Origin of the sequence: Actinopolyspora biskrensis (assembly GCF_013408175.1) — a bacterium.
GTDB lineage: Bacteria > Actinomycetota > Actinomycetes > Mycobacteriales > Pseudonocardiaceae > Actinopolyspora > Actinopolyspora biskrensis.
Genome location: NZ_JACBYW010000008.1, coordinates 25,523 through 47,171, shown reverse-complemented (window position 1 = coordinate 47,171; position 21,649 = coordinate 25,523). Strand labels below are relative to the sequence as shown.

The window sequence follows — 21,649 nt, the reverse complement described above, 5'->3', positions numbered from 1 at the left end:
TCGGCCGGAAATCTTGCAGCATGCCCCGAACAGGTGTGGTAGCGGGCCGCCCGCGGTGAACGCGAACCCAACTGGGCAGGTCAGTGGACGAATCTCCGTTCTTGCGGACACGTTGCGCCACTCGAGGGCAAGCTCGACTCACTCAACAGGGCAATGAGTGATTCATGACACAAAAATTGCGAACCGAGTGTGTTCACCCCGAAACTCGGCGGAACGTTCCGGGAACGAATACGCTGTGCGACCGTGCGCTATCGACAACTCGGAAACACCGGTCTGCGCGTGTCACGACTCGCGTTGGGGACCATGAACTGGGGGCACGGCACCGACAGCACCGAGGCGTCCGCCCAGCTGGCCACCTTCCACCAGGCCGGCGGGACCCTGGTCGACTCCTCCCCCGAGTACCAGCGCGGGCGCAGCGAGACGATGCTCGGCGAGCTGCTGGACAACGAGGTCGCGCGCGAACAGCTGCTCATCGCCACCACCACGGGCCCGCACCCCTCCAGAGCGGCACTGCTCGACTCGCTGCACGGCTCGCTGCGCCGCATGGGCATCGACCACATCGACCTGTGGCAACTGCACGGCTGGGACCCGACCGTGCCCGTCGAAGAGGCCCTCGACACGCTCGACACGGCGGTCACCAGCGGAAAAGTCCGCTACATAGGGGTTTCCAACCATCGCGGGTGGCAGATGGCCACAGCGGCCGCCCTGCAGGGCGCCGTGCCGGGGCGCATCCCCCTGGCCTGCGCCCAGACCGAGTACTCGTTGCTGCAGCGCCACCCCGAAGCCGAGATCCTGCCCGCCGCGCGTCACCACAACCTCTCCCTGCTCGCCTGGGCACCACTCGGACGTGGCGTGCTGACCGGCAAATACCAGAACGAGCCCCCCGCCGACTCCCGAGCCGCCGACCCCGAGCTGGCCGACTACCTCGATCACCACCGCACCAACCGGGCCGGACGTATCGTGCACGCGCTGACCACCGCCGCCGACGGACTCGGCACCTCCCCCGCCGCGGTGGCCCTGGCCTGGATACGCGACCGCCCCGGTGTCGGCGCTCCCGTCATCGGGGCCCGCACCGCCGAACAGCTCAAAAGCTGTCTCGAGTGCGAGGAGGTGACCCTGCCCCCGGCCATCCAAGCCGCCCTCGACGACGTCAGCGCCTCGTGACCCCTGCTGAGCGGACAAACCCGGTCACAACGGGAACGAACCGATGCGGGATCCTGGGGGACACGTCGACACCGACGCGCAAGCTCGTCTTCCCCAGGGAGGTCGCCGTTGCGACGCCTCATCGCCGCGTGCCTGGCCGCCTCGGCGCTGCTGGCCGGCTGCGCCGGCAACGACAGCGGATCACGCCCCCTGCAGGTCACCGACGAGCTCACCGCCGCGACGCCGGCCACCGCCCCGCCCACGGATACCGAACCGGCGGGCCGGATCGTGCAGGCCCCGCCCGCCGACCACGCGGTCGTTCTGCCCGAACAGCACACCCTCGCCCTGGCCGGGGCGGGCCGCGCGAGCCTCACCCTGTTCGACACCCGCGCCCTCGACGAGCCGCCCCGCACCGTCGACCTGCCCGCACCCGCGGCGTCGCTGCGCCCCCTCCGGGACGGAGAGGCGCTGCTCGCCGCGCTGCCCGAGGCCGACACGGTCGCCGAGATCGACCTCGAAACCGGGCGGTTGAACCGCACCCCCGTGGCCGGTGGCCCTGCCGATGCTCTGCCCGTCGGCGAGGAACTCTTCGTCGCCCGCCCGGCGGCCAAGGACGTGGCCATCCTCCGCGACGGCGAGATCCAGCGCCGCGTCGGCGGCTTCCCCGGGGCCAGCGAACTGCTCCGCCGGGGGGAGACCGTGCTCGTGCTGGACCGGCTGACCACCTCCCTGACGCCACTCGACATCGACACCGGGGACAAGCAGCCCGCGCTGCGCGCGGGCGAGGGAGCCACCCGCGCCGTGACCGACGGGTTCGGGCGCGTGCTGGTCGTCGACACCAGAGGCGAGGAGCTCATGGCGTTCGCGACCGAACCGCTGATCATGAAACAGCGTTCCCCCGCGGCCGGGTCCCCCTACGGCCTCGCCTACGATCCCGGCCAGGATCTGGCCTGGGTCACTCTGACCGCTCGCAACGAGCTCGTCGGCTACGACACGGCCACGGGACAAGCGAAGGAGACCCACCGCGTACCCACGGTCCGCCAACCCGAATCGGTCGCGGTGAACCCGGAAACCGGCACCCGCTACATCGCTTCGGCAGCCGGTGAAGGACTACAGGTGGTGAGGAATTGAGCGCGACCAGCACGGTGGAGTCCGATCCCGGCTGGGAGTACTACCCCCTGCGCCTGCCTCCCGGGGTGTCCCGGTTGAGCGCGGCGACCAGACTCAGCATCCACGCGGAGTTCGCCGGTTGGGAGCTGTCCCGGGTGCTGCTTTACTCCGATGGGTCACGCAAGGTGTGGCTGCGCCGCAAACGCACCCGCGCGGCCGCCGGGATTCCGGAGCCGCTTCCGCTGCCGTGAGCACGGCCCCGCTCAGGGCACGCGCTGGAACCACTCCGAGGTGGCGAACTTCGTCTCGATCAGTTCCTCGGCACGCCGCTGCTCGTCCGCGCCGATCCGGTCCTCGACCAGCCCGTAGCGGCCACGGAAACCGGACTCCAGCCGGTCGATGATCGTCTGCCGTTCCAGACCGGTCTGACGCCGCAGCGGGTCGACGCGTTTGACCACGCTGCCGACCCCCTTGTCGGACAGTTTCACCCCGCCCACGCGCAGCACCTGACCGAGCTTTTCCACGTCCACGTCGTAGGACATCGTTACGTGGTGCAGCACGGACCCGGACGCGACCCGCTTCTGCGCGGCGCCCCCGATCTTGCCCCCGTCCGAGGTGATGTCGTTCAGCGGCTGGTACCACACGTTCAGCCCCAGCTCACGCAGCACTTCCAGCACCCAGTCGTCCAGGAACGCGTACGAGTCGGCGAACGACATTCCCGCGACCAGTGACTTCGGTGCGTACAGCGAGTAGGTCACCGTGTTGCCCGGTTCGACGAACATCGCACCGCCCCCGGTGATCCGCCGCACCACCTCGATCCCGTGGTGCTCGGCGGTGGCCATGTCCACCTCGTTGCGGACCGACTGGAAACTGCCGATGATCACCGACGGGTCGGCCCACTCCCAGAACCGCAACGTCGGCGACCGGCGCCCCGCGGCCACCTCCTCGGCCAGCACCTGGTCCAGGGCCATGTGCATCAACGGCGACCTGGGCTGTTCCCGGATCACCCTCCACTCGTGGTCGCGCCAGCCGGTGGATCCGGTCACGGCGCGCCGGACCGCCACGGCCACCGACTCCGGCCCGAAACCGACCATCCGCGCCTGCGGGTCCGTCCCGTCCCGGACCAGAGCGGTGAGCGTGTCCACGTCCGCGTCCACCGCGGCCCCCCGCACCGACCGGTTGATCTCGTCGAGGGCCTCGTCGGGTTCGAGGAAGAAGTCTCCGCTGATGCGCACACTGCTCAGCCTGCCGTCGGCGACCTCCACGTCGGCGGCCACCAGTTTCCCGCCCGGAACCTTGTACTCCCCGTGCAACACGACGCACCTCGCACCTGTAGCGGCTTCGAATCGGCCGCTGACAACTCTAGGCCTCCGCGAGGCCGGGCCGACGTCAACCCGCACGGAACCGGACCGGCGCGAGGTCCCACCGGTGGCGGGCTCAGCGCCGGGCGGAACCTCGCCCGCGTCGCCACCGGGCACCGGCGGCGCGGAACACCAGCCCGCACAGCATCGGAGCGATCCCACCCAGCACCGCCCGCACGGGCAGGGTGGCCGCCAGCAGCAGGCATCCTCCCCCGCCGAGCGCGGCCAGCGGGCGCTGCCCGCGCCGTCGCGGCCCGGGCAGCGTGAACGCCGCGGCGTTGGCCAGCGTGTAGTACAGCAGCACAGCGAAGCTGGAGAATCCGATCGCGCCGCGCAGATCGACGAGCAGCACCAGCACGACGACGGGACGCTTGGCGTTGCAGTCGGCGCAGTTTCCGCTGCGCACGGTCGAGATGTTTCGGGTTGTCGATGGTTTCGCCGGTCGAGAGCACCGCCAGGTGCTTCACCCCGAGGTCCACACCGACCGGTCCGTCGCGGGGAGCCGGGTTGGGGTCAGCTTTGGTGATCTCCACGGAGAACGACACGTGCCACCGGCCCCGCCGGAACGACACCGTGGCCGACCGGATGCGGGCAGTGCCCCGCTCCACATGCCGGGCCAGTTTGCGGGTGGACTCGTGGGTGCGCACCGACCCGATGCGGGGCAGCGTGACGTGCCGCCGGTCCTGCTTGACCAGCCCGAACTGCCCGGTGGAAATGCAGAACGACCATCGACCACGTTTCGACTTGAACCGGGGGACCCCCACCCGCTTCCCGGCACGCTTGCCGATGCGGGACTTGTGCCAGTTACCCAGCGCGTCAGCCAGATTGGCCAGCCCGGAGGCGTAGGCTTCCTTCGAGTTCTCGGCCCACCACGGGGACACCTCGCCCTTGACCGCGTTCCAGGACTTGCGCAGGGAGTGGGCCGACCAGTTCATCGCCGGGGTGAGCTGGTCCTCGTCGAGACCGTAGGACCGTTCCGCGCTGCGCTGATCCAGCACGGCCTCCACCCGAGCCAGCCCCCAGTTGAACGCGAACCGTGCCCCACCGCAGTGGGAGGACAACATGGCCCGCTGCTGCTCGGTCGGGTCGAGCGCGAATCGGTACGCCTGCAACACCGTGGTCATCGCGGCGGTACCTCCGCCGCTTTCAGAGCAGTAGGCCACCGCCGCCGCCACCGCCGCCACCGCCAGCGCGATCAGCAGCCCGGAGCCTGCCGCCGCGGCGGCCGGGCCGAACGCGGCGAACACCCCGGCGCCGAGCATGGAGCCCATCCCGAGCACCACGGCGTCGAAGGTCCCCAGCCGACGGGCCGGTGCGGGCGGGCCCTCAGGTGGTGTGGGAGTCAACGAAGATCCGCCCCCGTGGAAACGACACGGTGGTTTCCGGTACCCCGGGAAACCACCACCGAAAAGACCACGAGGCGGAGGAGTTCCCCTCCACCACGTGATTGCCGACCGTGCGGGCGGGATCGTACAGCGCCGAACTCGCGTGCCGGTGCGGAACCGCCCCCTGTGGCTCCGCCGCGGCGCTTCCCGAGCGCGGGTGCCTCAGTCGATCGCCGTCTCCAGGAAAGCGTCCCGCGACGGGCTGGTGGCATACCGGGACCAGAGGGCGTGCAGCGGCACGAACAGCGGCGGCCGCAGTTCGAGCACGCTGACGTGCCCGTTGGCCGCGGAGCCGGGAACCGCGGTGACGAAGGCGACGTAGTCGGTGTCGAGCACCGCGGTCACCGGCGGGGTTCCCTGGATCGGATTGCGATGCACCCTGGGTTCGAACCCGGCCCTGCGGCAGTGGTCGACGAGCAGATCGGTGTAGCCGGAGCGGCCGGGGTGCCCCCAGACCATGATGGACTCGTCCTCCAGCTCGCCGATCTCGACGCTGTCGCGGTCGGCCAGACGGTGTTCGCGGGACACGGCCAGCCGCAGGCGCTGGTGGGTCACCGTGCCGCGGGTCAAACCGTGGGCGGGGGTCATCGCCCGGCACAGTCCCAGATCGAGGTCGCCGGCGAGCAGCTGCTCGGTCAGCTCGCCCGGGTAGCGCTGGTTGACCTGCGGGCTGAGGTCGGGGTGGTCCCGGTGGACCCGGCGCAGCAACGTGGTGACCTCGTCCCCGGTCACGGCGGGGGTGTGCCCGATGCGCAGGGTTTCGTGCTGTCCGCGTCCGATGCGGCGGGCGCGCAGCACCGCGGAGCGGGACACGCCGTGCAGCACCCGTGCGTCGGCGACCAGCGCGTTGCCCGCGGGCAGCACGGTCAGCGTGTTGCCGCCGCGGTCGAGCAGGTCGACGCCGACTTCGCGTTCCAGCGCGCGGATCGAGGTGGACAGGGCCTGCTGGGACAAGTGCAGCCGCGCGGCCGCGCGGGTGAAGCTGCCCACCTCGGCGACCGCCACGAGGTGTTCGAGCTTGTGCGGGTCCAGTGCCATGTAGTGTCCTGTTTTCGCTGCTCGTCGAGTTGCCGGCAGGCCCGGTGGCCGGGGTGCTGCCCCGTTCGCACCGTGCCGGGCCCCGGCGCGCGGTGCGGGCGGCGGGCTTCGGGCCGCCCGCACCGCCTGCCCGGTCTCACCGGGTGGTGTAGCCACCGTTGGGGAACATGGTCTGTCCGGTGAACCACCAGCCGTCGGTGGCCAGGAACTCGATGACCGGGGCGATGTCCTCGATCTGGGTGAGCTGGTTGCCCAGGGCCTGCGACTTGTGGAACTCCACCCGCTCCGGTGTTTCCTGCGGGTAGAAGAACGGGGTGTCCATCGGACCCGGGGCCACGGTGTTGACCGAGATGCCCCTGTCGGCGAACTCCTTGGCCGCCGCGCGGGTGAAGTGCTCCAGCGGAGCCTTGCCTCCGGCGTAGGTCGAGTACCCGTCGGTGAACGCCGCCAGCAACGACGTCCCCAAACTGATGATCTTGCCGTTGTCGTTGAGCCTGCGACCGGCTTCCTGGATGAAGAAGTACGCCGCCTTGGAGTTGACGGCGAACATGCGGTCGTAGTCCTCCTCGGTCGTTTCCAGGATCGGTCTGCGCAGCACCATCCCGGTGGTGTTCACCGCGATGTCGGCCCCGCCGAAGGTGTCCACGGCGGCGTCGAACAACTGCCGCACCTCGGCCTCCCGGGTCAGGTCCCCCTGCACCGCCACCGCCTGCGAGCCGGCCTCGCGGACCGCTTCGACGGTCTTGGCGGCGTCGTCGGCCGAGGAGTCGCTGTGGTGGTGCACCACGATCTTCGCCCCGTCCGCGGCGAAGCCGGTGGCCAGCAGCCCACCCAGGTTCTTGGCCCCACCGCCGATCACCACGACCTTGTCCTGCAGTTTCTTCCCGGACATGTTCTCCCCCTTCGATGTCGATGCCGCCGGGCGACCCGGCAACGGCCGCACCGTCGACGTTAGGGAGCCGTCGCGGGGTCCGGGAAACACGAACTTCCGGTGGCCGTACAAACGCGGCCGATATATCCGGGTGACAGGCGGGGCGCTGCCCGCGCGCGGCGGGGAACGCGCTCCGGCGCGGTCAGGTTTTCACGTCGTGGTCGTTCGCACAGCACTCGCCCTGTTCCGCCGGGGCGGACTCGCCGAAGTCCGGTGAGTCGTTCTTGACGGTGTAGACCTCCCAGGGCTCCCGACCAGGACCGTGGACCCAGACCTTGTCCTGGGTCGCGTAGCAGCAGGTGCTGTCCTGCTCGGACTCGGTGAACAGACCGAGCTCGGACAACCGCCGGGTGGCGGCGTGCACGGTGGCGGTGTCGGCGACCTCGACTCCGAGGTGGTCCATGACGGTCTCCTGCCCCGGCTCGCCTTCCAGGAGGACGAGCTTCAGCGGTGGTTCGTCGACGACGAAGTTGGCGTAGCCGGGGCGCAGCTTGGCCGGTTCTCCCCCGAGCAGCTTGGTGTAGAAATCGATCGACCCCTGCAGGTCGCCGACGCGCAGGGCCAGTTGAGCGCGGGACATTTCCCGACCTCCTGTATAGATGTTTGTCGAAACAACGAGCGCGACCGAGTTTGCCCCTCGGATTTGACAGATGTCAATATAGAGTTATGTCGAAACAAGAGGCGGAGGGCGAACAGGAGCTGTGCTGTTCGCCGCTGATGCGCCAACCGTTGGACGAGCAGCAGTCCACGAACCTGGCGCGGGTGTTCAAGGCCATCGGCGAACCGGCCCGACTGCGCCTGCTGTCCCTGATCGCCTCCCACGCGGGCGGCGAGGCATGCGTGTGCGACCTGACAGGGGCGTTCGACCTGTCGGGGCCGACGATCTCGCATCACCTCAAGGTGCTGCGCGAAGCGGGCATCATCGACGGGCAGCGCCGGGGCACGTGGGTCTACTACCGGGTGCGCACCGAGATGCTGGCCGTGCTGTCCGAGGTACTGCTGCCCGCCGACAGCGAGGTGATGCCGGCGTGACCTCGACGGAAACCACGGCACCGGCCGAAAGGGCCGTCGCGGCGCGCATGTCGGTGCTGGACCGGTTCCTGCCGGTGTGGATCGGCGCGGCCATGATCCTCGGTCTGCTGGCGGGCCGGTTCGTGCCCGGACTGAACACGGCGCTGAACTCGCTGCACGTGACCTCGGGGATCTCGCTGCCGATATTCGTCGGCCTGCTGGTGATGATGTACCCGGTGCTGGCCAAGGTCCGCTACGACCGGCTGGACACCGTCACCTCGGACAAGCGGCTGCTGGTGTCCTCGCTGCTGCTGAACTGGATCGCAGGACCGGCGGTGATGTTCGCCCTGGCCTGGACCTTCCTCCCCGACCTGCCCGAGTACCGCACCGGGTTGATCATCGTCGGCCTGGCCCGCTGCATCGCCATGGTCATAGTCTGGAACGACCTCGCCTGCGGCGACCGCGAGGCCGCCGCGGTGCTGGTGGCGCTGAACTCGGTGTTCCAGGTGCTGGCCTTCGCCGGGCTCGGCTGGTTCTACCTGGCCGTGCTGCCCGGCTGGCTCGGCCTGGACACCGCCGGGCTGGACGTCTCCGCCTGGTCCATCGCCCGCTCGGTGCTGATCTTTTTGGGCATACCGCTGGTGGCCGGGTACCTGTCCCGCCGGCTCGGGGAACGCGCCAGGGGAAGGTCCTGGTACGAGAACCGCTTCCTGCCCAGGGTGGGTCCGTTCACGCTGTACGGGCTGCTGTTCACCATCGTCGTGCTGTTCGCCCTGCAGGGCGAGGCCATCACCTCGAACCCGTGGAACGTGGTCCGCATCGCGCTGCCACTGCTGATCTACTTCGCCGCCATGTGGGCGGGTTCGTTCGCCCTGGGCAAAGGCATCGGACTGGGTTACGAACGCTCGACCACGCTGGCGTTCACCGCAGCAGGCAACAACTTCGAACTGGCCATCGCCGTGGCCATCGCCACCTTCGGAGTCACCAGCGGGCAGGCCCTGGCCGGCGTCGTCGGCCCCCTGATCGAAGTTCCCGTCCTGGTCGCGCTGGTCTACGTCAGCCTGGCCGCCCGGAAACGGTTCGCCCCCGCGCCCGCGCCAGTCCGGCGTCCGTGAAAACGTCCCGCGAGGAGGACGACGTGCCCGTCCCGGAAGTACTGTTCGTCTGCGTGCACAACGCGGGCCGCTCGCAGATGGCCGCGGCGCTGCTGCACCACCACGCCCCGGGGAAGGTCGGTGTTCGTTCGGCCGGATCCACCCCGGCCGAGGAGGTCAACCCGGTCGTCGTCGACGCCATGGCCGAACTGGGCGTCGACGTCTCCCGGCGATTCCCCAAGAAGCTCGACGCGGAAACCGTGGAGGCCTCCGACGTGGTGATCACCATGGGGTGCGGCGACGCGTGCCCGGTCTTCCCCGGTAAGCGCTACCTCGACTGGGAGCTCGACGACCCGGCAGGCAAGACGCTCGACGAGATCCGCCCGATCCGTGACGCCATCGACGAGCGGGTGCGGAAGCTGCTGACCGAGCTGCTCCCCGAGGGCTGAGACGGCAGCGCGGACAACCGACGGTTCGCGGTCGGACGGTCCCGCGGCGACTCCGCCGCAGCGGGATCGTCCGACCCGCGATCACCGTGCGGGAAAACCCCGCCGGGTGCAGCATGGCCGGATACACACTTCACGAGAACGAGTGAGGAGTGCAGGCCGTGCATCCCGAGAACGACACCCCTTCCCCGCCGTCGGCGGTCGAGCACACCACCGCGCCGACGCGGCGGATACCACGCCAGACCGGGCACCACTCCAACGACACCAGCACCATGTGGCACGTGGACGAGCAGGAGGACACCCACCTGGTGCGCGGCTACGACTGATTCGCCCGCCACGGAGGACTGCCGCCCAGGCGACTCGGGGCAGCCCGGTCCTCGTCGGCGGTGGCCTGGCGACACGCCCCGACGACGCTCGGGTCGACCTGCGGCCGGCCACCCAGCACCGCAACGGCAACGGCGTGGTCGGCCTGCGGTGCGACGTCGTGTGCTGAAACCGCTGTCTCGGTCACGGTTCCAGCGCACGCGACGCCGCCGAACAGCCCGCGGGGAACGTCGGAACGCGGCGTGGGCCACGCGGCCCACGCCGACGAACCGGCAGACCGCGGAACCGAACTACTCCCGCGCCGACTCCGCTTCAGCGGGGGCGGGCTGCCCGCGGCGGCCGAAGTAGAACAGACCGGACAGCAGGGCCACCAGCAGCAGCGCCGTCATCACCACGAGCATGGGGATCGCGCCGAACTGGACGATCAGCGGGATCGCCGCCGCGGTGACCAGTCCTCCCCCGAAGAACGGTTCCAGAACGAGCTGTTTGTACCCGAAAGCCGGGTAGGCCGGGGTGCGCAGCTCGGGGTCGGCGATGCGCATGAGGATCAGCCCGGTGGCCGTGACACCCATCGACTGCCCGAAGTCACCCACGCCGCGTTCGAACCAGTAGTCCGGCAGCATCCGCGGCGCCAGCAGCAGGAATGCTCCCACCGACCAGACGATTCCGCACCCGGCGAGCAGCACGAACGGGACGATGTTGTCGGCGATGACCTCCAGCGACAGTGTCCCCATCGCCGCGATGATCAGCATGTCCAGGGCGAATCCCTGGATACGCTCGATCATCATCCTGTCGACCACCTGGGCCCGGTCGAAGCGGTTGATGACGAACTGGAGCAGGATGCCTCCGAGCATCGCCAGCGGGAAGAGGGGGACATAACCGAAGATCTCGATGGTGTCCACCCACAGCATGTTCTCCAGCGCCTGCAGCCCCCACAGCAGCAGCTGGCCGATGATGATCGCCAGCGCCAGGAAACCGAAGTGCAGCGTCAGCGGCTCGATCGACGAGGGGTGCACGGTCAGTGTGGCCGCCGACCGGCGGTTCTCCTTCTCCACCAGCCCCATGCGTTCGGACACCGTAGGGGTGGAGTCCGCACTCAGCTCCTTGGCGTGACCTTTGCGCGCTCCCCAGTTGATCAGCACGATTCCGATGACGATCCCGGACAGGAGACCGATGGTGGCCATGCCCAGCGCCAGGTCCTGGCCTTGGGCGAACCCGAACTCCTCGAACGTGCCGCCCAGACCGCCGGCGGTGCCGTGACCGCCCTCGAAACCGATCTCGATCAACGCCCCCGTCAACGGCGGCAGCCCGAAGACCGGCGACAGGACCAGCAGGGCCAGCAGCAGCCCCAGCACGTACTGCCCACTGCTCAGCGTCAGCCCGAAAGCGATCTGCGGGCCGGCCAGCCTCCCCGCCTCACGGGCCTTCGGCATACGTCTTCCCAGGAACAACCCCGCGAACACCACCGAGATGAGCAGCCCCGGCAGCGCGGACCAGACCTGTTGGATCTCGCTGCCGAACAGCCCGCCCTCGGTGAACCTGTCGGTCCCCGATGCCGCGGCGATATTGCCGAATACATCGGGGCCCAGAAGCAGCGCGATCCCCCCGCCGATGATCGATCCGGGGAGGAACAACTTCTGGGCCAATCGCCACTTCACCCGCACGAGCTTGGCCACGAGCAACAGCACCCCCAACAGCAGGAGTGCGAAACCGATGGTTTCGGAAGACATGATCACCTTTCGGCAACCGGGGTTGGACGACACCCTCCCGGAGTTTTCCGGGGTGTCCGGACAAGAGCCGAGCTGTGTTCATCGGCGGCGCAATCCTATTTCCCCGGTCGGACGGACCTGCACACAGCAGGGGCTTTCCCGAGGAGACAGCGGATGCCCAGCGAAAACGCCGCGCTCACTCCACGAGGGCTCATCTGACCGGCCGAAGCGGTCCGCACGACCGTGCCCAGCGCACTCGCGACCACGAACAGCCGCTGGCCGAACACGGCACCGTCTGCCGAGCGGGGCGGGATTCCCGTAAACTCGCCGACCACCGAGACTCACCTTCTCCGGAGTCGAACATGTCCTCGACCGCCGATCCCGGCGACGGACAACACCCGGTCGATCCGGTCGCGCTGTCCTGGCACGCTACAGCGAGCACGCCGCGGACTACGCGGACCAACACGCGGGCAAAATGCTCGACCGCGTCGAACACTTCACGACCGCCCTGCCCGAGAGTTCGACGATCCTCGACGCGGGCTGCGGACCGGGACGTGATCTCGCCCGGTTCACCGCCAGGGGAGACACCGCCCGGGGGATCGACCTGAACCCGGAGTTCGTGTCCATGGCCAACGCCCGCGCCCCACGCTGCTCGGTGACCTCCGCGAGCTCGGGGCCCTGTTCGACGCCGAGACCTTCGACGGGACCACCGCGGACGTGTTCGTGGAGGTGTGGGCCACCCGATCCGGTTGACCTCGCCCGTCACCGAATCCGCCGCACCACGAACCACGCCGAACCGGTCGCAGCGCATGCTCGTCCCCTCAAGCACTGAGGAGCAGGAGTGAGCTACCAACCGGAAGTGGTGCCGGGATGTCGGGACGGGATTGTGCATGCGGGTGAGGTTGGTTGTCAGTAGTGCCCTGCTGGGGGTGTTGAGTGCGTTTTTCGGATGGGCGATGTACTGGGCGGTCAGCTCCTACCAGGAGGTCACCTACCAGATGCCGGGCACGGTGACGACGTTGACATTCGGTATCGGCCCTCGAGGTGACGAGGCGGAGGATCCGGCTGTGGTGGCCGACGAGCTGCGGGATTTTGTCACCGAGCATTCGCTGGCGCTGGTCATCGCCTCGGACGGTGAAAGGGCTCCGCAGTTCCTCGTGGCCGATCCGGAAGGAGTGGTGCCCTGGTACAGCCCGGCCCACTCGAACGACGGCGAGCCCCCGGAGGAAAACCGGGGTGCCTATGTGTTCGAGGGCACCTACTCACAGCAACAGTGGCAGCGGGGAGAGTCCCCCGCCCTGGTCCCCGAGGGAGTTGAGGTCGTCGGCGCGATGCCCTCGCCGGAGGGAGCCGGTGACCTGCAGTTCGCGCGTCCGCTGGGGAATTACCGGCTTCCCCCGGGCGAGTACGTCGTCAACACCGATGATCCGGGTGAGCTCGCTGAGCTTCGCGGCATCGTGAATCGGGCCGGATTCGGCGACCATTCGGCGAAAAGTATGCCGCTGGGCCAGTACCTCACCACCGATCCGCTGGTGGGGGTAACCGGTGGGTTACTGGGCGCAGGACTCCTGGCGGCGGTGTTGTGCTGGACGCTGGGTGTGCGTGACCGGGCGGCCGAGTTCGTGGTCCGGGCTCGCCACGGCGCCACCCACGCCCGATTGGTGCGGCAGGTGTGGCCGCGCGGTCTCCCGTTCCAGGTCCTGGGTGTCGTGAGCGGGGTCGCGCTGTCGGGTGTGCTGATCGCACTGGTGGGGCTGCAACCGCTAACCCGAATCGAGTGCCTGGTGCTGGGCGCGGGCGCGGCAGGCGGTCTGCTGCTCGCGGCGGTGGCGTGGCTGCTGGCGACCGCCCTCGGAACACGGACACGAAACGAGGTGGATCGTGCTGGGTGATCTCTGGGGCGGTATCCGCATGGCGCTGCGGCGCTGGCCCACGATGCTCTCGTTGGCCGCGGTGATCGCGCTGGTCTGCGTGGTGCTGGCCTTCGTGCTCGCCGATGTGCTCGTCCAGTTCAAGGCGTTGCGCGGTGGCCACGAGCTGCGCGAGCGCGGGGCGGTGGTCTTCAAGCCCTACTACGGCGGCACCGGCCCCGCGGCCGCGCCCGAGCAGGCTGTGTCCGATCTCGTCGGTATGGTCCGGGACGAGCGTGCCTATACCGCCGTGCTCAACAACGTGCGGGTCGACGAGCCGGGGTTCGCCGGTGGCGTGCCGACGGTGCTCTTCAGCGGCTCGGAGCTGGAGAAGACGGTGCCCGGCCTCGAGCTGTGTGATCCGGCTCCCTGCGCGATGCGCGGCGCCGAGGTCGCTCAACCGGTGGGGAAGGTCGAGTTGGCCGGACACACCTTCGGCTCAACCGAGCGACTACCCGGCTCGGCCACCTACTTCGACGCCAATTTTGGGGCGGTGCCGCTGGACGAGCGTCTGGTGCTGAACCTGCCCCCGAGCAGCCTGCCGCGGCTCAACTCGATGGAGCGGGAGGAGGCCATGTCACGGGCCGTGCTGGTGGAGGCGAGCGACTCCGAACTGGACTCCTACGTCGCGAGCAGTGCCGCCGGGGGACTCTATCTCGTCCCGGGGCACGTCGCGGTCGATCAGCCGCAGCGGCTTTCCGGGATCATGGTCATGTCGGCGATGTACGTTGTCGGATTGATGGCCTTCCTCGGGCTGGTGCTGGTGGCCTTCGCCGCCACGGTGCGCCAGACGCTGCACCGACAACGGGCCGTCTTCGCGATCCGGCGCACCCACGGTGCCGGACGCAGCCACATCGCCGTCAGGCTCGCCGGATTCGTCGGCATCGTGGTCCTCGTCCCACCGTTGCCGCTGCTGGCCGGGGTACGGCTGGTCGGCGGCCCGCTCTCCTCCGGTGCCGTGTGGGTCATGGCATTCATTGTGGTGATCTTCGCGGGTCTGTGGGCCTGGGCGATGAAACAGCAGAGTGGGCACGAGCTGAAAGGCCGGTGAGCACACCATGACCCTGCTACAGGCCTCCGGGCTGTCCAAGACCTACGGACAGGGGCGGCTGCGCGTCGAAGCGCTGCACGAGGTGTCCCTGTCCATCGAGTCCGGCGAGGCGGTGGCCCTGATGGGTCCCTCCGGCTGCGGCAAGTCCACACTGCTGAGTCTGCTCGGGCTCACCCTCCCGGCCACCAGCGGTGAACTGGTCGTCAACGGTGCGCTGGCCCCCGCTCGGGAGCGGCACCGGGCACGGCTGCGCAACGCGTTCTTCGGTTATCTCCACCAGGAGTTCGCCATCGTCGAGGACGACAGCGTCGCGAACAACGTCACGATCCCGCTGGAATACGCCCGTCCCCGCATATCCCGGCGGCAACGACGCGAACGCGCCCGTCGGGCACTCAACGACGTCGGCCTCGAGTGGGCACTGCACCGAAAAGCCTCCGAACTCTCCGGCGGCGAGCGGCAACGGGTGGCCATCGCACGAGCACTGACCAACGAGCCCCACGTGGTGATCGCCGACGAACCCACCGCGGCCCTGGACGTCGCAACCGCCCGAGAGATCGTGACCTTGCTGCTGTCGATGCGCGAGCAGGGCACCTCCATTCTGATGGCCACCCACGACCCCCGGGTGGCCGACCGGTGTGACCGCCTCATCGGCATGGAGGACGGCCACCTGGCCCCGGACGACGCCGAGATGTCCCTGACGGAGACCGGGCTCGGACCGACCCGAGAACCATCTGGTCCTTCCATCGGTTGAGATCGGAAGGTCCCGCCTGGTCCGCCCCACGGGTGTTCGCCGACGAGTCCGAGGGCTTCTTCGACGACGCCATCGCCTACCGGAACGGCCGGTGACTCATGCTGCTGGCCCGCGGTTCGAACCTCCACGGCACCCCGGACTACCCCGCCCAAGGCCTGCGGTGGATGACCGCCGACCGGCCCAGCGCCGACCGCTCCGCGTGGTCGCCACCCCGGCGGCTGCTCGACGCCGGCGTCGCGGACACGCCCGACTGGTTCGCCCGAGGACCCCACGGGCCGGAACTCACGTTCCCCGACCCGTCCTCCGCACGGTCGACGATCCTGTTCACCGCGACTCGCCGGGCCCCGCGGTGACCGTGGCTGGCCCTGCGGCGCATGGCCCGCCTGCACCGGCCACCCGTGCCCGCACCGTTCCACCTCGCCGTCGGTTCCGTCACCCTCGAACGCGACCCCACCTCGCCCGAGTAGAGCACTCGCCGGGACGGCCCCGGCGGTGTGCAACAACCGGACCGGGGCACGACGCCCCGCGCGGCACCCGGGCGGGGGCGGGCGGAAGCGACACCGCCTCGCCACCCCGCCCGGCGAACTCCTCACCTCAGTCGCAGCAGTCGTCCCGCTCGCCTCCCGACGTGGCCAGGGACAGACCGCCCGGAGCGCAGCAGTTGTCACCGCGCCAGGCCTCGCGCCCCTCCTTCACGGCCACGGCCGCGATGACCAGAGCCACCACCGGGTCGGCCCAGGACCAGCCGAACAGACCGTTGAGCAGCAGTCCCAGCAGCAGCACCCCGGAGAGGTAGGTGCACAGCAGGGTCTGCTTGGAATCGGCCACGGCGCTGGCCGACCCCAGCAGGCGGCCGGTGTAGCGCTGGGACAGCGACAGCGCCGGCATGATGACCAGCGACAGCGCGGCCAGCACGATCCCCACCAACGACGGTGCGGGATCCCCGGACCCCACCAGGGTGCGGACCGCCTCGACCGTCACGTAGGCGGCCAGCACGAAGAACGAGACCGCGATGATGCGCAGGGCCCGCCGCTCCCTGAGCCGGCGCACCTCTTCCTGACGGGCCGAGAACTGCCAGGCCACAGCCGCGGCCGAGGCCACCTCGACCACCGAGTCCAGCCCGAAACCGATCAGCGCCGCCGAGGAGGCCGCCACACCGGCGCTGATCGCCACGATCGCCTCGATCACGTTGTAGGAGATCGTGGCCGCCACCAGCAGCCGCACCCGGCGGATCAGAACCCTCCGGCGCCGCTGCCCCGGCTCCTCCGGCCGGGAGCGCGTCGCGGACCCGGACGGAGCGCAGCACGGGTCCGCGCAGTGCTCCTCGGGTCGTGAGTCCTGCCGGGACCCCACGGGCTCGCTCATGAGGAGACCACCTCCCACGTGACGTCCGGGGACGCCTCGGAGTTCCGGTCGTCATCGGCGCAGGCCGGTTCCGGCTCGACGGCCAGCACCACTTTGACCAGTTCCCGCAACGCCTCGGCCAGGTGCGTGTCCGCGATCTCGTAGCGCACCCGACGCCCCTCGCACACGGCCACCACCAGTCCGCAGCCCCGCAGGCAGGCCAGGTGGTTGGACACCTTCGAGCGGGACAGCCCGAGCCGCTCGGCCAGCTGCCCCGGATAGTTCGTCCCGTCCAGCAACGCGGTCAGGATGCGGCAACGCGTCGGATCGGCCAACGCCCGCCCCAGCCTGCCCAGCGCCTGCTCCTGAGTTTCACACTTGAACACGACACCAACGATACAGCGTTCGCTGTATTACAGTAAATCCTGAACAGTTATCGGGGCGGTGGCGGGCGACGACTCCCGGCACCGGTTGTCCGACACGAACGCCCGGTGGAGCACAGCTAGACACCGGTCGTGCCGTCGATGCGCTCCCGGACCAGATCCGCGTGGCCGTTGTGCCGCGCGTACTCCTCGACCATGTGGACATAGATCCAGCGCAGGCTGACTTCCCCACCCGCGAAATGGCCGGTCTCATCCAGGGAACGGCCGGCGCAGCACTCACGAGCACGGGCGACCTCCGCCTTCCAGGTGGCCAGCGCCTCGTGCAGGCTCGCGCCCTCGGCCAATTCGAAACCCCCCTCGGGACCGTGGGGGTCGGCCCGCGGATCGTGAATGGGCGGTGCCTGCTCTCCGGCCAGGACCCGGCGGAACCAGTTGCGCTCCACCTCCGCCACGTGCCGGACGAGGCCGGTCAGCGTGATCCCGGACGGCGGCACGGAGGCGGTGGCGGCCTGCGTCTCGTCCACCCCCGCGCACTTCGTCTCGAGGGTGGCCCGGTGGAAGTCGAGCCAGCCTTCGAGCACGGCACGCTCGTCGGCGTTCATGGGCGGCAGCGGGCGTTCGATGCTATTCATTCACGAATCCTCACACACGCTCGACAACGGGCCGCATCGAACGCACGGGGCTCGGTGCCCGGTGACCGACGCCCCGCCCCCCGTCACCGCCGCGGATCAGCGCAGGACGTCCACGACTTGCCGGGCCGCCTGCGCGATGAGCGCGTTGTCGTAGTCGGCGTCCTCGTCCTGCCGGTCCGACATGATCGCGAGCACGATCGGAGCCCGCCCCGGCGGCCTGATGACGGCGATGTCGTCGCGGGTCCCGTAGTCGGCGGCCCCGGACTTGTCCCCGACCTCCCAATCTGAGGGGACACCGGCCCGGATCAGGTCCTCCGTCAGCTGGGCGGTGCGCAGCATCTCGTTGAGGATCGCGCGCTTGTCCGGGGAGAGCACGTCGCCCGTGGTGAACTTCCGCAGGCTCCCGGCCATGGCGCGAGGAGTGCTGGTGTCGCGGAGGTCGCCCGGGCTGGTCCGGTTGAGCTCTGGCTCGGTGCGGTCGACGTGAACGGTGGTGTCCCCGATCCCGCGCAACGCGGCCTGCAGAGCGGCAGGACCGCCGATCTCGCGGAACAGCAGGTTCGCGGCGGTGTTGTCGCTGTAGCGGATGGCGGCGTCCATCACCTCGCGCAGCGTCATGCCGGTATCGACGTGCTTCTTCGTGACCGGCGAATAAGTCACCAGATCGCTCGCGCTGTAGTGGATCCGCCGGTTCAGACCGCCGATCGTGTTGCGCCGCAGCACCACACCCGCCGACAGGGCCTTGTACGTGGAGGCGTAGGCGAAGCGCTCGTCAGCCCGGTGAGTCACCTCCTCCCCCGTGGCGGTGTCCACCGCGTACACCCCGAGCCGGGCGTCGAACCGCTGCTCCAGCCCGTCGAACCGATCCTTGAGCTCGGCGGACGAGGTGCGGGCCGCCGCCTTCGGAGCAGACGGCTCGACCCCGGCGCAGCCCACGAGCGCGAACAGAGCCAGCAGTGCGATCCCCACCCGCTGGAAACGACGTATGAGCACGGAGATTCCCCTTCCTCGTCGGAATTACGCAGCACAGTCTTGTGCCCGGCGCTCATGCTGTCCAAGACGGAAACGAACGCTTCCATGCCGAGAACGCATAGAATGGTGCGGTGGATCTGGTCGGTGGTTGCAGGGCGTTCGTCAGCGTCAGCGAACTCGGCAGCTTCACCCGCGGATCCGCCGCGGCCGGCATCGCACAGCCGGTGGCCAGCCGGCGGATCGCCGCGCTGGAACAACACCTCGGTGAACGACTGTTCGACCGCTCGACCCGGCGGGCGCACCTCACCCCCTTCGGGCGGGACATGCTGCCGTGGGCACGGCGGATGGTGCGGCTCGCCGACGCGATGGACCACGCCGCCCAGCGCGCCCGGCTGCGCCCGCTGCGAGTGGCGGTGCCCGCGTTCTGCACCACCAGGGACCTCGCCGAACTCGACGCCGAGGCCCGCGCGTGCGAGCTCGTCCTCGAGTTCCGCCCCGCCGAACCGGGCGAACGTCTCGACCTGCTGCACACCAACGACGTGCGCGCCGCCCTCACCGCGGTGCCGTCCGACGAAGCACACTGGACGGTTCCGCTGGGCGTGGGCAGCGCGGTGAACCTGCGTCCCGGACCCGTTCACCTGGAAACACTGCGCATCGGCCGTTCCGCGGTGATGCCGCGCCGCCGGGTGTGGATCCAGCCGGAGGACGACGTCCCCCACATCCGGGACCGGTTGACCCGCCTGCGGGACTCCGTGGGGCTGCGTCCCTCCCAAGTCTCCGTCGCCGATTCGCTGACCTCGGCCGTCGGCGAAGTGTTCGGGTCCGCCGACCTGCTGCTGTGCTCGGCGGCCCAGGCCGGGGAGTTCGGACTACAGTGGCGCCCCGTCGCCGAACTCCGGCTCACCCGCGGCTTCGACGTCGCTGCCGAAGTCGGCGACGACGCCGAACGCCTCCGCACCCTGCTGTGGTCGGGCATCGCACGCTGCCTCGGCGGTGACGCGGACGAATGACCGAAACCCCCGCGCGGAAACGGGAGAACACGTGCACGCCGAAAAGCTGATCAGCGGACTCGTCGCCGAACTCGAGGACGGCGGGCTGCGCGGATCGTTCCTGGTGCGCGAGCTGTGCTCCGGGCACGAGATCGGCATCGAGCCGGACCTGGCTTTCCCCGTCGCCTCGCTGATCAAAGTGCCGCTGGCCACCACCACGGTCGACCGGATCCACCGCGGCGAACTCGACGGGTCCCGGAGGTTGGAAGTACAACCCGGCCGCGTCACCACACCCGGACCGACCGGGCTGACCAGGTTCCAGCACCCCGCGCAGGTGGCAGTCGACGACCTGCTTTACCTGAGCATGGCGATCAGCGACAACGTGGCCGCAGACGCGTTGTTCGAACTCACACCACCCACCGCGGTCACCCGCGCGATGCGGGAGTGGGGACTGAACGGCATCACCGCCAGGCACCGAATCGGCGATCTCGCCGACACCCCCGCGGAACGGCTCGAACCGGACCAGGCCCACCTCGCCCACTCGCTGGCCATCGGTGCCGGAACCGCCGGACGCGGCCACGAGATCGCCCAACTCGACGTCACCCGGGCGAATTCCGGATCGGCCCGTTCCTTCGTCGACCTGCTGCACGCACTGTGGACACCGTCGAACATCGACCGCGACGTCGCCGCGCGGGTACGCGAACTCATGGGCAGCAACCTGCTGCGGCAGCGGCTGGCCCCCGACTTCAGCTCCGACGCCTCGACGTGGTCGTCCAAGACCGGCACGCTGCTGAACCTGCGCCACGAGGTCGGAGTCGTCGAGCACTCCGACGGGCGGTGCTTCGCCATCGCCGCGCTCACCGAATCGCGGGTACCGGCCGCGACCCAGCCTGAAGCCGAAATACTGATGGCGCGGGTCGCGCGCACACTGCGGGACCACCTGCGCCGCTGATCCCGCCGCGCCCGGTCCCGCTGCGAACCCGACCGCTCCCCTGCCGAGCGGACCGAGGAGGTCACGTCGCGCCCTCGGCGATCGGGGTGTTCTGTGCGGCGGCCAGCCACCACCGCCCGTCCCGCTCGATCAACGTGTACAACGCCATCTCGGAGAACCCGCCCTCCCCGACGGCCTGCCTTCGGATGTGTGCGATCGCCACACCGGGCGCAGGCGCGAGCACCCGGACGACCCCGAACCGTGACGACGGTGCCACCGCGGCCGCCATGAGCCGACGGTGCGTGTCCAACAGCTCCTCGACGTCGCCCAGGACTTTCCCGTAGGGACTTCCCCACATCACGTCGGCGGCGAAGGAACGGTCGTAGGTTTCGGCATCGCCGGTATCGAGCCCCTCCTGAAGCTCGGCGGCGAACCGTTCCACCGCTGCTTCGGCAGCCGCCTGGGCCGCCGGGTCGTTCAACCGTGGCCGCACCTCTGTGGTCATTCCCTGCCTCCTCTTCCGGGGTCGCACCAACACTAGGAGTTCAACCGAACTAGAAGTCAATCCGCGATCAGCACCGCACCACGCGAACCCCCGAGACCGCGAGACCGGATTCCGGCGAACCACCACTACGACTCGGGCAGCGGAACGGCCAAACCGACCTTGACCGCATCGAGCACGGGCAGGGTGTCGTAGCGGCGCACGTTCTCGTCGTCCATGAACAACCGGTCCGACAGCGCACGGCACTCGACGAGCCCCTCAGCTACCAGCACGACGACGTAGTCCCATTGCCCGGCCAGGTCGTAGCACTGCTGCACACGAGGCTCGGCCGACATGCGCTCCCGGAAAACGGCGTGGTGCTCGGCCGACTCGCGATCGAGCGTGACCAGGACCACGGCGAGCGTGGTGGGACCGAGCGTCGTCGGATCGAGCACGGCGACCTGGCGGGCGATGACACCGGCAGCGCGGTAGCTGCGGATACGTCGCTGAACCGCGCTGGGCGACAGACCGACCTGATCACCAAGCTCGCGCAACGTGCGCCCGGCGTCCTCCTGGAGGAGTCGCAACAACAGGTGATCGATGGAGTCCGGCACGAAAGACACGCAAAAATTTTGCGTGTCAGCGACAAGATT

At 69.4% G+C, this 21,649-nt stretch carries 26 protein-coding genes; 14 read left to right on the top strand and 12 right to left on the bottom strand.

Translation table 11 applies throughout. The annotated features are described in order from the left end of the window. The first annotated feature begins 243 nt into the window (after positions 1–243). The 3 genes from FHR84_RS19215 to FHR84_RS19205 all read left to right on the top strand — a co-directional run bounded on the left by FHR84_RS19215 (position 244) and on the right by FHR84_RS19205 (position 2,504). Positions 244–1,164 carry an aldo/keto reductase gene (locus FHR84_RS19215; protein WP_179536941.1) on the top strand — a complete coding sequence of 307 codons (921 nt, stop codon included), beginning with the start codon at positions 244–246 and terminating at the stop codon, positions 1,162–1,164. 108 nt (positions 1,165–1,272) lie between these two features. Next, positions 1,273–2,274 carry a YncE family protein gene (locus FHR84_RS19210; RefSeq protein WP_179536940.1) on the top strand — a complete coding sequence of 334 codons (1,002 nt, stop codon included), beginning with the start codon at positions 1,273–1,275 and terminating at the stop codon, positions 2,272–2,274. Further along, on the top strand, positions 2,271–2,504 hold the full coding sequence (locus FHR84_RS19205; RefSeq protein ID WP_179536939.1) for a DUF5703 family protein: 234 nt from the start codon (positions 2,271–2,273) through the stop codon (positions 2,502–2,504). Before FHR84_RS19210 ends, FHR84_RS19205 begins: the two co-directional genes overlap by 4 nt. A 12-nt stretch (positions 2,505–2,516) precedes the next feature. On the opposite strand, the gene lplAB is transcribed toward FHR84_RS19205, so the two are convergent. From lplAB to FHR84_RS19175, 5 genes are all read right to left on the bottom strand, one after another. Beyond that, positions 2,517–3,566 carry a lipoate-protein ligase LplAB gene (lplAB, locus tag FHR84_RS19200; protein WP_179537037.1) on the bottom strand — a complete coding sequence of 350 codons (1,050 nt, stop codon included), beginning with the start codon at positions 3,564–3,566 and terminating at the stop codon, positions 2,517–2,519. Continuing rightward, the gene (locus FHR84_RS22590; protein WP_246300814.1) at positions 3,494–4,738 is read right to left on the bottom strand and encodes an RNA-guided endonuclease TnpB family protein; all 1,245 of its coding nucleotides are present in this window, start codon (positions 4,736–4,738) and stop codon (positions 3,494–3,496) included. The genes lplAB and FHR84_RS22590 overlap by 73 nt, the downstream gene beginning before the upstream one ends. Before the next feature lie 423 nt (positions 4,739–5,161). Continuing rightward, the gene (locus FHR84_RS19185) at positions 5,162–6,037 is read right to left on the bottom strand and encodes a LysR family transcriptional regulator (RefSeq protein ID WP_179536938.1); all 876 of its coding nucleotides are present in this window, start codon (positions 6,035–6,037) and stop codon (positions 5,162–5,164) included. A 136-nt stretch (positions 6,038–6,173) separates the two neighbouring features. After that, a complete protein-coding gene (locus tag FHR84_RS19180) occupies positions 6,174–6,929 on the bottom strand; it encodes an SDR family oxidoreductase (protein WP_179536937.1) in 756 nt (251 codons plus the stop codon). 181 nt (positions 6,930–7,110) lie between these two features. Continuing rightward, the gene (locus tag FHR84_RS19175) at positions 7,111–7,548 is read right to left on the bottom strand and encodes an ArsI/CadI family heavy metal resistance metalloenzyme (RefSeq protein ID WP_179536936.1); all 438 of its coding nucleotides are present in this window, start codon (positions 7,546–7,548) and stop codon (positions 7,111–7,113) included. Positions 7,549–7,634: 86 nt separating this feature from the next. Between FHR84_RS19175 and FHR84_RS19170 the strand changes: the two genes are divergently transcribed. The 4 genes from FHR84_RS19170 (at position 7,635) to FHR84_RS19155 (ending at position 9,845) form a co-directional block, all read left to right on the top strand. Continuing rightward, entirely contained in the window at positions 7,635–8,000 is a 366-nt protein-coding gene (locus tag FHR84_RS19170) for an ArsR/SmtB family transcription factor (protein ID WP_179536935.1), read from the top strand. A 47-nt stretch (positions 8,001–8,047) separates the two neighbouring features. Then, complete coding sequence (gene arsB, locus FHR84_RS19165; protein WP_179537036.1) at positions 8,048–9,094, top strand: ACR3 family arsenite efflux transporter; 1,047 nt, start codon at positions 8,048–8,050, stop codon at positions 9,092–9,094. Between the two features lie 23 nt (positions 9,095–9,117). After that, a complete protein-coding gene (locus FHR84_RS19160) occupies positions 9,118–9,522 on the top strand; it encodes an arsenate reductase/protein-tyrosine-phosphatase family protein (protein WP_179536934.1) in 405 nt (134 codons plus the stop codon). A 158-nt stretch (positions 9,523–9,680) separates the two neighbouring features. Beyond that, the gene (locus FHR84_RS19155) at positions 9,681–9,845 is read left to right on the top strand and encodes a hypothetical protein (protein WP_179536933.1); all 165 of its coding nucleotides are present in this window, start codon (positions 9,681–9,683) and stop codon (positions 9,843–9,845) included. Between the two features lie 288 nt (positions 9,846–10,133). On the opposite strand, the gene FHR84_RS19150 is transcribed toward FHR84_RS19155, so the two are convergent. Then, on the bottom strand, positions 10,134–11,573 hold the full coding sequence (locus FHR84_RS19150; RefSeq protein WP_179536932.1) for a sodium/glutamate symporter: 1,440 nt from the start codon (positions 11,571–11,573) through the stop codon (positions 10,134–10,136). A gap of 454 nt (positions 11,574–12,027) precedes the next feature. Here FHR84_RS19150 and FHR84_RS23375 point away from each other — a divergent pair, with 454 nt between their 5' ends. From FHR84_RS23375 to FHR84_RS19130, 5 genes are all read left to right on the top strand, one after another. Beyond that, entirely contained in the window at positions 12,028–12,384 is a 357-nt protein-coding gene (locus FHR84_RS23375; protein ID WP_343075335.1) for a class I SAM-dependent methyltransferase, read from the top strand. Positions 12,385–12,454: 70 nt separating this feature from the next. Further along, complete coding sequence (locus FHR84_RS19145; protein ID WP_179536931.1) at positions 12,455–13,444, top strand: hypothetical protein; 990 nt, start codon at positions 12,455–12,457, stop codon at positions 13,442–13,444. Further along, positions 13,434–14,513 carry a hypothetical protein gene (locus tag FHR84_RS19140; protein ID WP_179536930.1) on the top strand — a complete coding sequence of 360 codons (1,080 nt, stop codon included), beginning with the start codon at positions 13,434–13,436 and terminating at the stop codon, positions 14,511–14,513. Before FHR84_RS19145 ends, FHR84_RS19140 begins: the two co-directional genes overlap by 11 nt. 7 nt (positions 14,514–14,520) lie before the next feature. After that, on the top strand, positions 14,521–15,264 hold the full coding sequence (locus FHR84_RS19135; protein WP_179536929.1) for an ABC transporter ATP-binding protein: 744 nt from the start codon (positions 14,521–14,523) through the stop codon (positions 15,262–15,264). A gap of 98 nt (positions 15,265–15,362) precedes the next feature. Next, positions 15,363–15,617, top strand: coding sequence for a hypothetical protein (locus FHR84_RS19130; RefSeq protein WP_179536928.1), 255 nt, complete (start codon positions 15,363–15,365; stop codon positions 15,615–15,617). A gap of 241 nt (positions 15,618–15,858) precedes the next feature. Here FHR84_RS19130 and FHR84_RS19125 read toward each other — a convergent pair whose 3' ends face one another. From FHR84_RS19125 to bla, 4 genes are all read right to left on the bottom strand, one after another. Then, positions 15,859–16,629 carry a cation efflux transmembrane domain-containing protein gene (locus FHR84_RS19125; RefSeq protein WP_179536927.1) on the bottom strand — a complete coding sequence of 257 codons (771 nt, stop codon included), beginning with the start codon at positions 16,627–16,629 and terminating at the stop codon, positions 15,859–15,861. Beyond that, positions 16,626–16,994, bottom strand: a complete 369-nt coding sequence (cmtR, locus tag FHR84_RS19120) for a Cd(II)/Pb(II)-sensing metalloregulatory transcriptional regulator CmtR (protein ID WP_179536926.1) — start codon at positions 16,992–16,994, stop codon at positions 16,626–16,628. The genes FHR84_RS19125 and cmtR overlap by 4 nt, the downstream gene beginning before the upstream one ends. Before the next feature lie 116 nt (positions 16,995–17,110). Next, positions 17,111–17,623 carry a DinB family protein gene (locus FHR84_RS19115; RefSeq protein ID WP_179536925.1) on the bottom strand — a complete coding sequence of 171 codons (513 nt, stop codon included), beginning with the start codon at positions 17,621–17,623 and terminating at the stop codon, positions 17,111–17,113. Positions 17,624–17,719: 96 nt separating this feature from the next. Beyond that, positions 17,720–18,616, bottom strand: a complete 897-nt coding sequence (gene bla / locus FHR84_RS19110) for a class A beta-lactamase (protein WP_179536924.1) — start codon at positions 18,614–18,616, stop codon at positions 17,720–17,722. 110 nt (positions 18,617–18,726) lie between these two features. Here bla and FHR84_RS19105 point away from each other — a divergent pair, with 110 nt between their 5' ends. Together FHR84_RS19105 and FHR84_RS19100 are read left to right on the top strand one after the other, a co-directional pair. Next, positions 18,727–19,605 carry a LysR family transcriptional regulator gene (locus tag FHR84_RS19105; protein WP_179536923.1) on the top strand — a complete coding sequence of 293 codons (879 nt, stop codon included), beginning with the start codon at positions 18,727–18,729 and terminating at the stop codon, positions 19,603–19,605. Positions 19,606–19,636: 31 nt separating this feature from the next. Beyond that, on the top strand, positions 19,637–20,536 hold the full coding sequence (locus tag FHR84_RS19100; protein WP_179536922.1) for a serine hydrolase: 900 nt from the start codon (positions 19,637–19,639) through the stop codon (positions 20,534–20,536). Positions 20,537–20,597: 61 nt separating this feature from the next. Here FHR84_RS19100 and FHR84_RS19095 read toward each other — a convergent pair whose 3' ends face one another. Beyond that, positions 20,598–21,020, bottom strand: coding sequence for an SgcJ/EcaC family oxidoreductase (locus FHR84_RS19095; RefSeq protein ID WP_179536921.1), 423 nt, complete (start codon positions 21,018–21,020; stop codon positions 20,598–20,600). 125 nt (positions 21,021–21,145) lie between these two features. Next, a complete protein-coding gene (locus FHR84_RS19090; RefSeq protein WP_218863404.1) occupies positions 21,146–21,619 on the bottom strand; it encodes an AsnC family transcriptional regulator in 474 nt (157 codons plus the stop codon). Between the last annotated feature and the right edge of the window lie 30 nt (positions 21,620–21,649).

What these genes read in the sequence shown, in the direction of transcription:
- FHR84_RS22590 (WP_246300814.1), bottom strand. Translation starts at nt 4,738, where the DNA reads ATGACCACGGTGTTGCAGGCGTACCGATTCGCGCTCGACCCGACCGAG.
- FHR84_RS19185 (WP_179536938.1), bottom strand. Translation starts at nt 6,037, where the DNA reads ATGGCACTGGACCCGCACAAGCTCGAACACCTCGTGGCGGTCGCCGAG.
- FHR84_RS19180 (WP_179536937.1), bottom strand. Translation starts at nt 6,929, where the DNA reads ATGTCCGGGAAGAAACTGCAGGACAAGGTCGTGGTGATCGGCGGTGGG.
- FHR84_RS19175 (WP_179536936.1), bottom strand. Translation starts at nt 7,548, where the DNA reads ATGTCCCGCGCTCAACTGGCCCTGCGCGTCGGCGACCTGCAGGGGTCG.
- FHR84_RS19170 (WP_179536935.1), top strand. Translation starts at nt 7,635, where the DNA reads ATGTCGAAACAAGAGGCGGAGGGCGAACAGGAGCTGTGCTGTTCGCCG.
- arsB (WP_179537036.1), top strand. Translation starts at nt 8,048, where the DNA reads ATGTCGGTGCTGGACCGGTTCCTGCCGGTGTGGATCGGCGCGGCCATG.
- FHR84_RS19150 (WP_179536932.1), bottom strand. Translation starts at nt 11,573, where the DNA reads ATGTCTTCCGAAACCATCGGTTTCGCACTCCTGCTGTTGGGGGTGCTG.
- FHR84_RS23375 (WP_343075335.1), top strand. Translation starts at nt 12,028, where the DNA reads ATGCTCGACCGCGTCGAACACTTCACGACCGCCCTGCCCGAGAGTTCG.
- FHR84_RS19135 (WP_179536929.1), top strand. Translation starts at nt 14,521, where the DNA reads ATGACCCTGCTACAGGCCTCCGGGCTGTCCAAGACCTACGGACAGGGG.
- FHR84_RS19130 (WP_179536928.1), top strand. Translation starts at nt 15,363, where the DNA reads ATGCTGCTGGCCCGCGGTTCGAACCTCCACGGCACCCCGGACTACCCC.
- FHR84_RS19125 (WP_179536927.1), bottom strand. Translation starts at nt 16,629, where the DNA reads ATGAGCGAGCCCGTGGGGTCCCGGCAGGACTCACGACCCGAGGAGCAC.
- FHR84_RS19115 (WP_179536925.1), bottom strand. Translation starts at nt 17,623, where the DNA reads ATGAATAGCATCGAACGCCCGCTGCCGCCCATGAACGCCGACGAGCGT.
- FHR84_RS19095 (WP_179536921.1), bottom strand. Translation starts at nt 21,020, where the DNA reads ATGACCACAGAGGTGCGGCCACGGTTGAACGACCCGGCGGCCCAGGCG.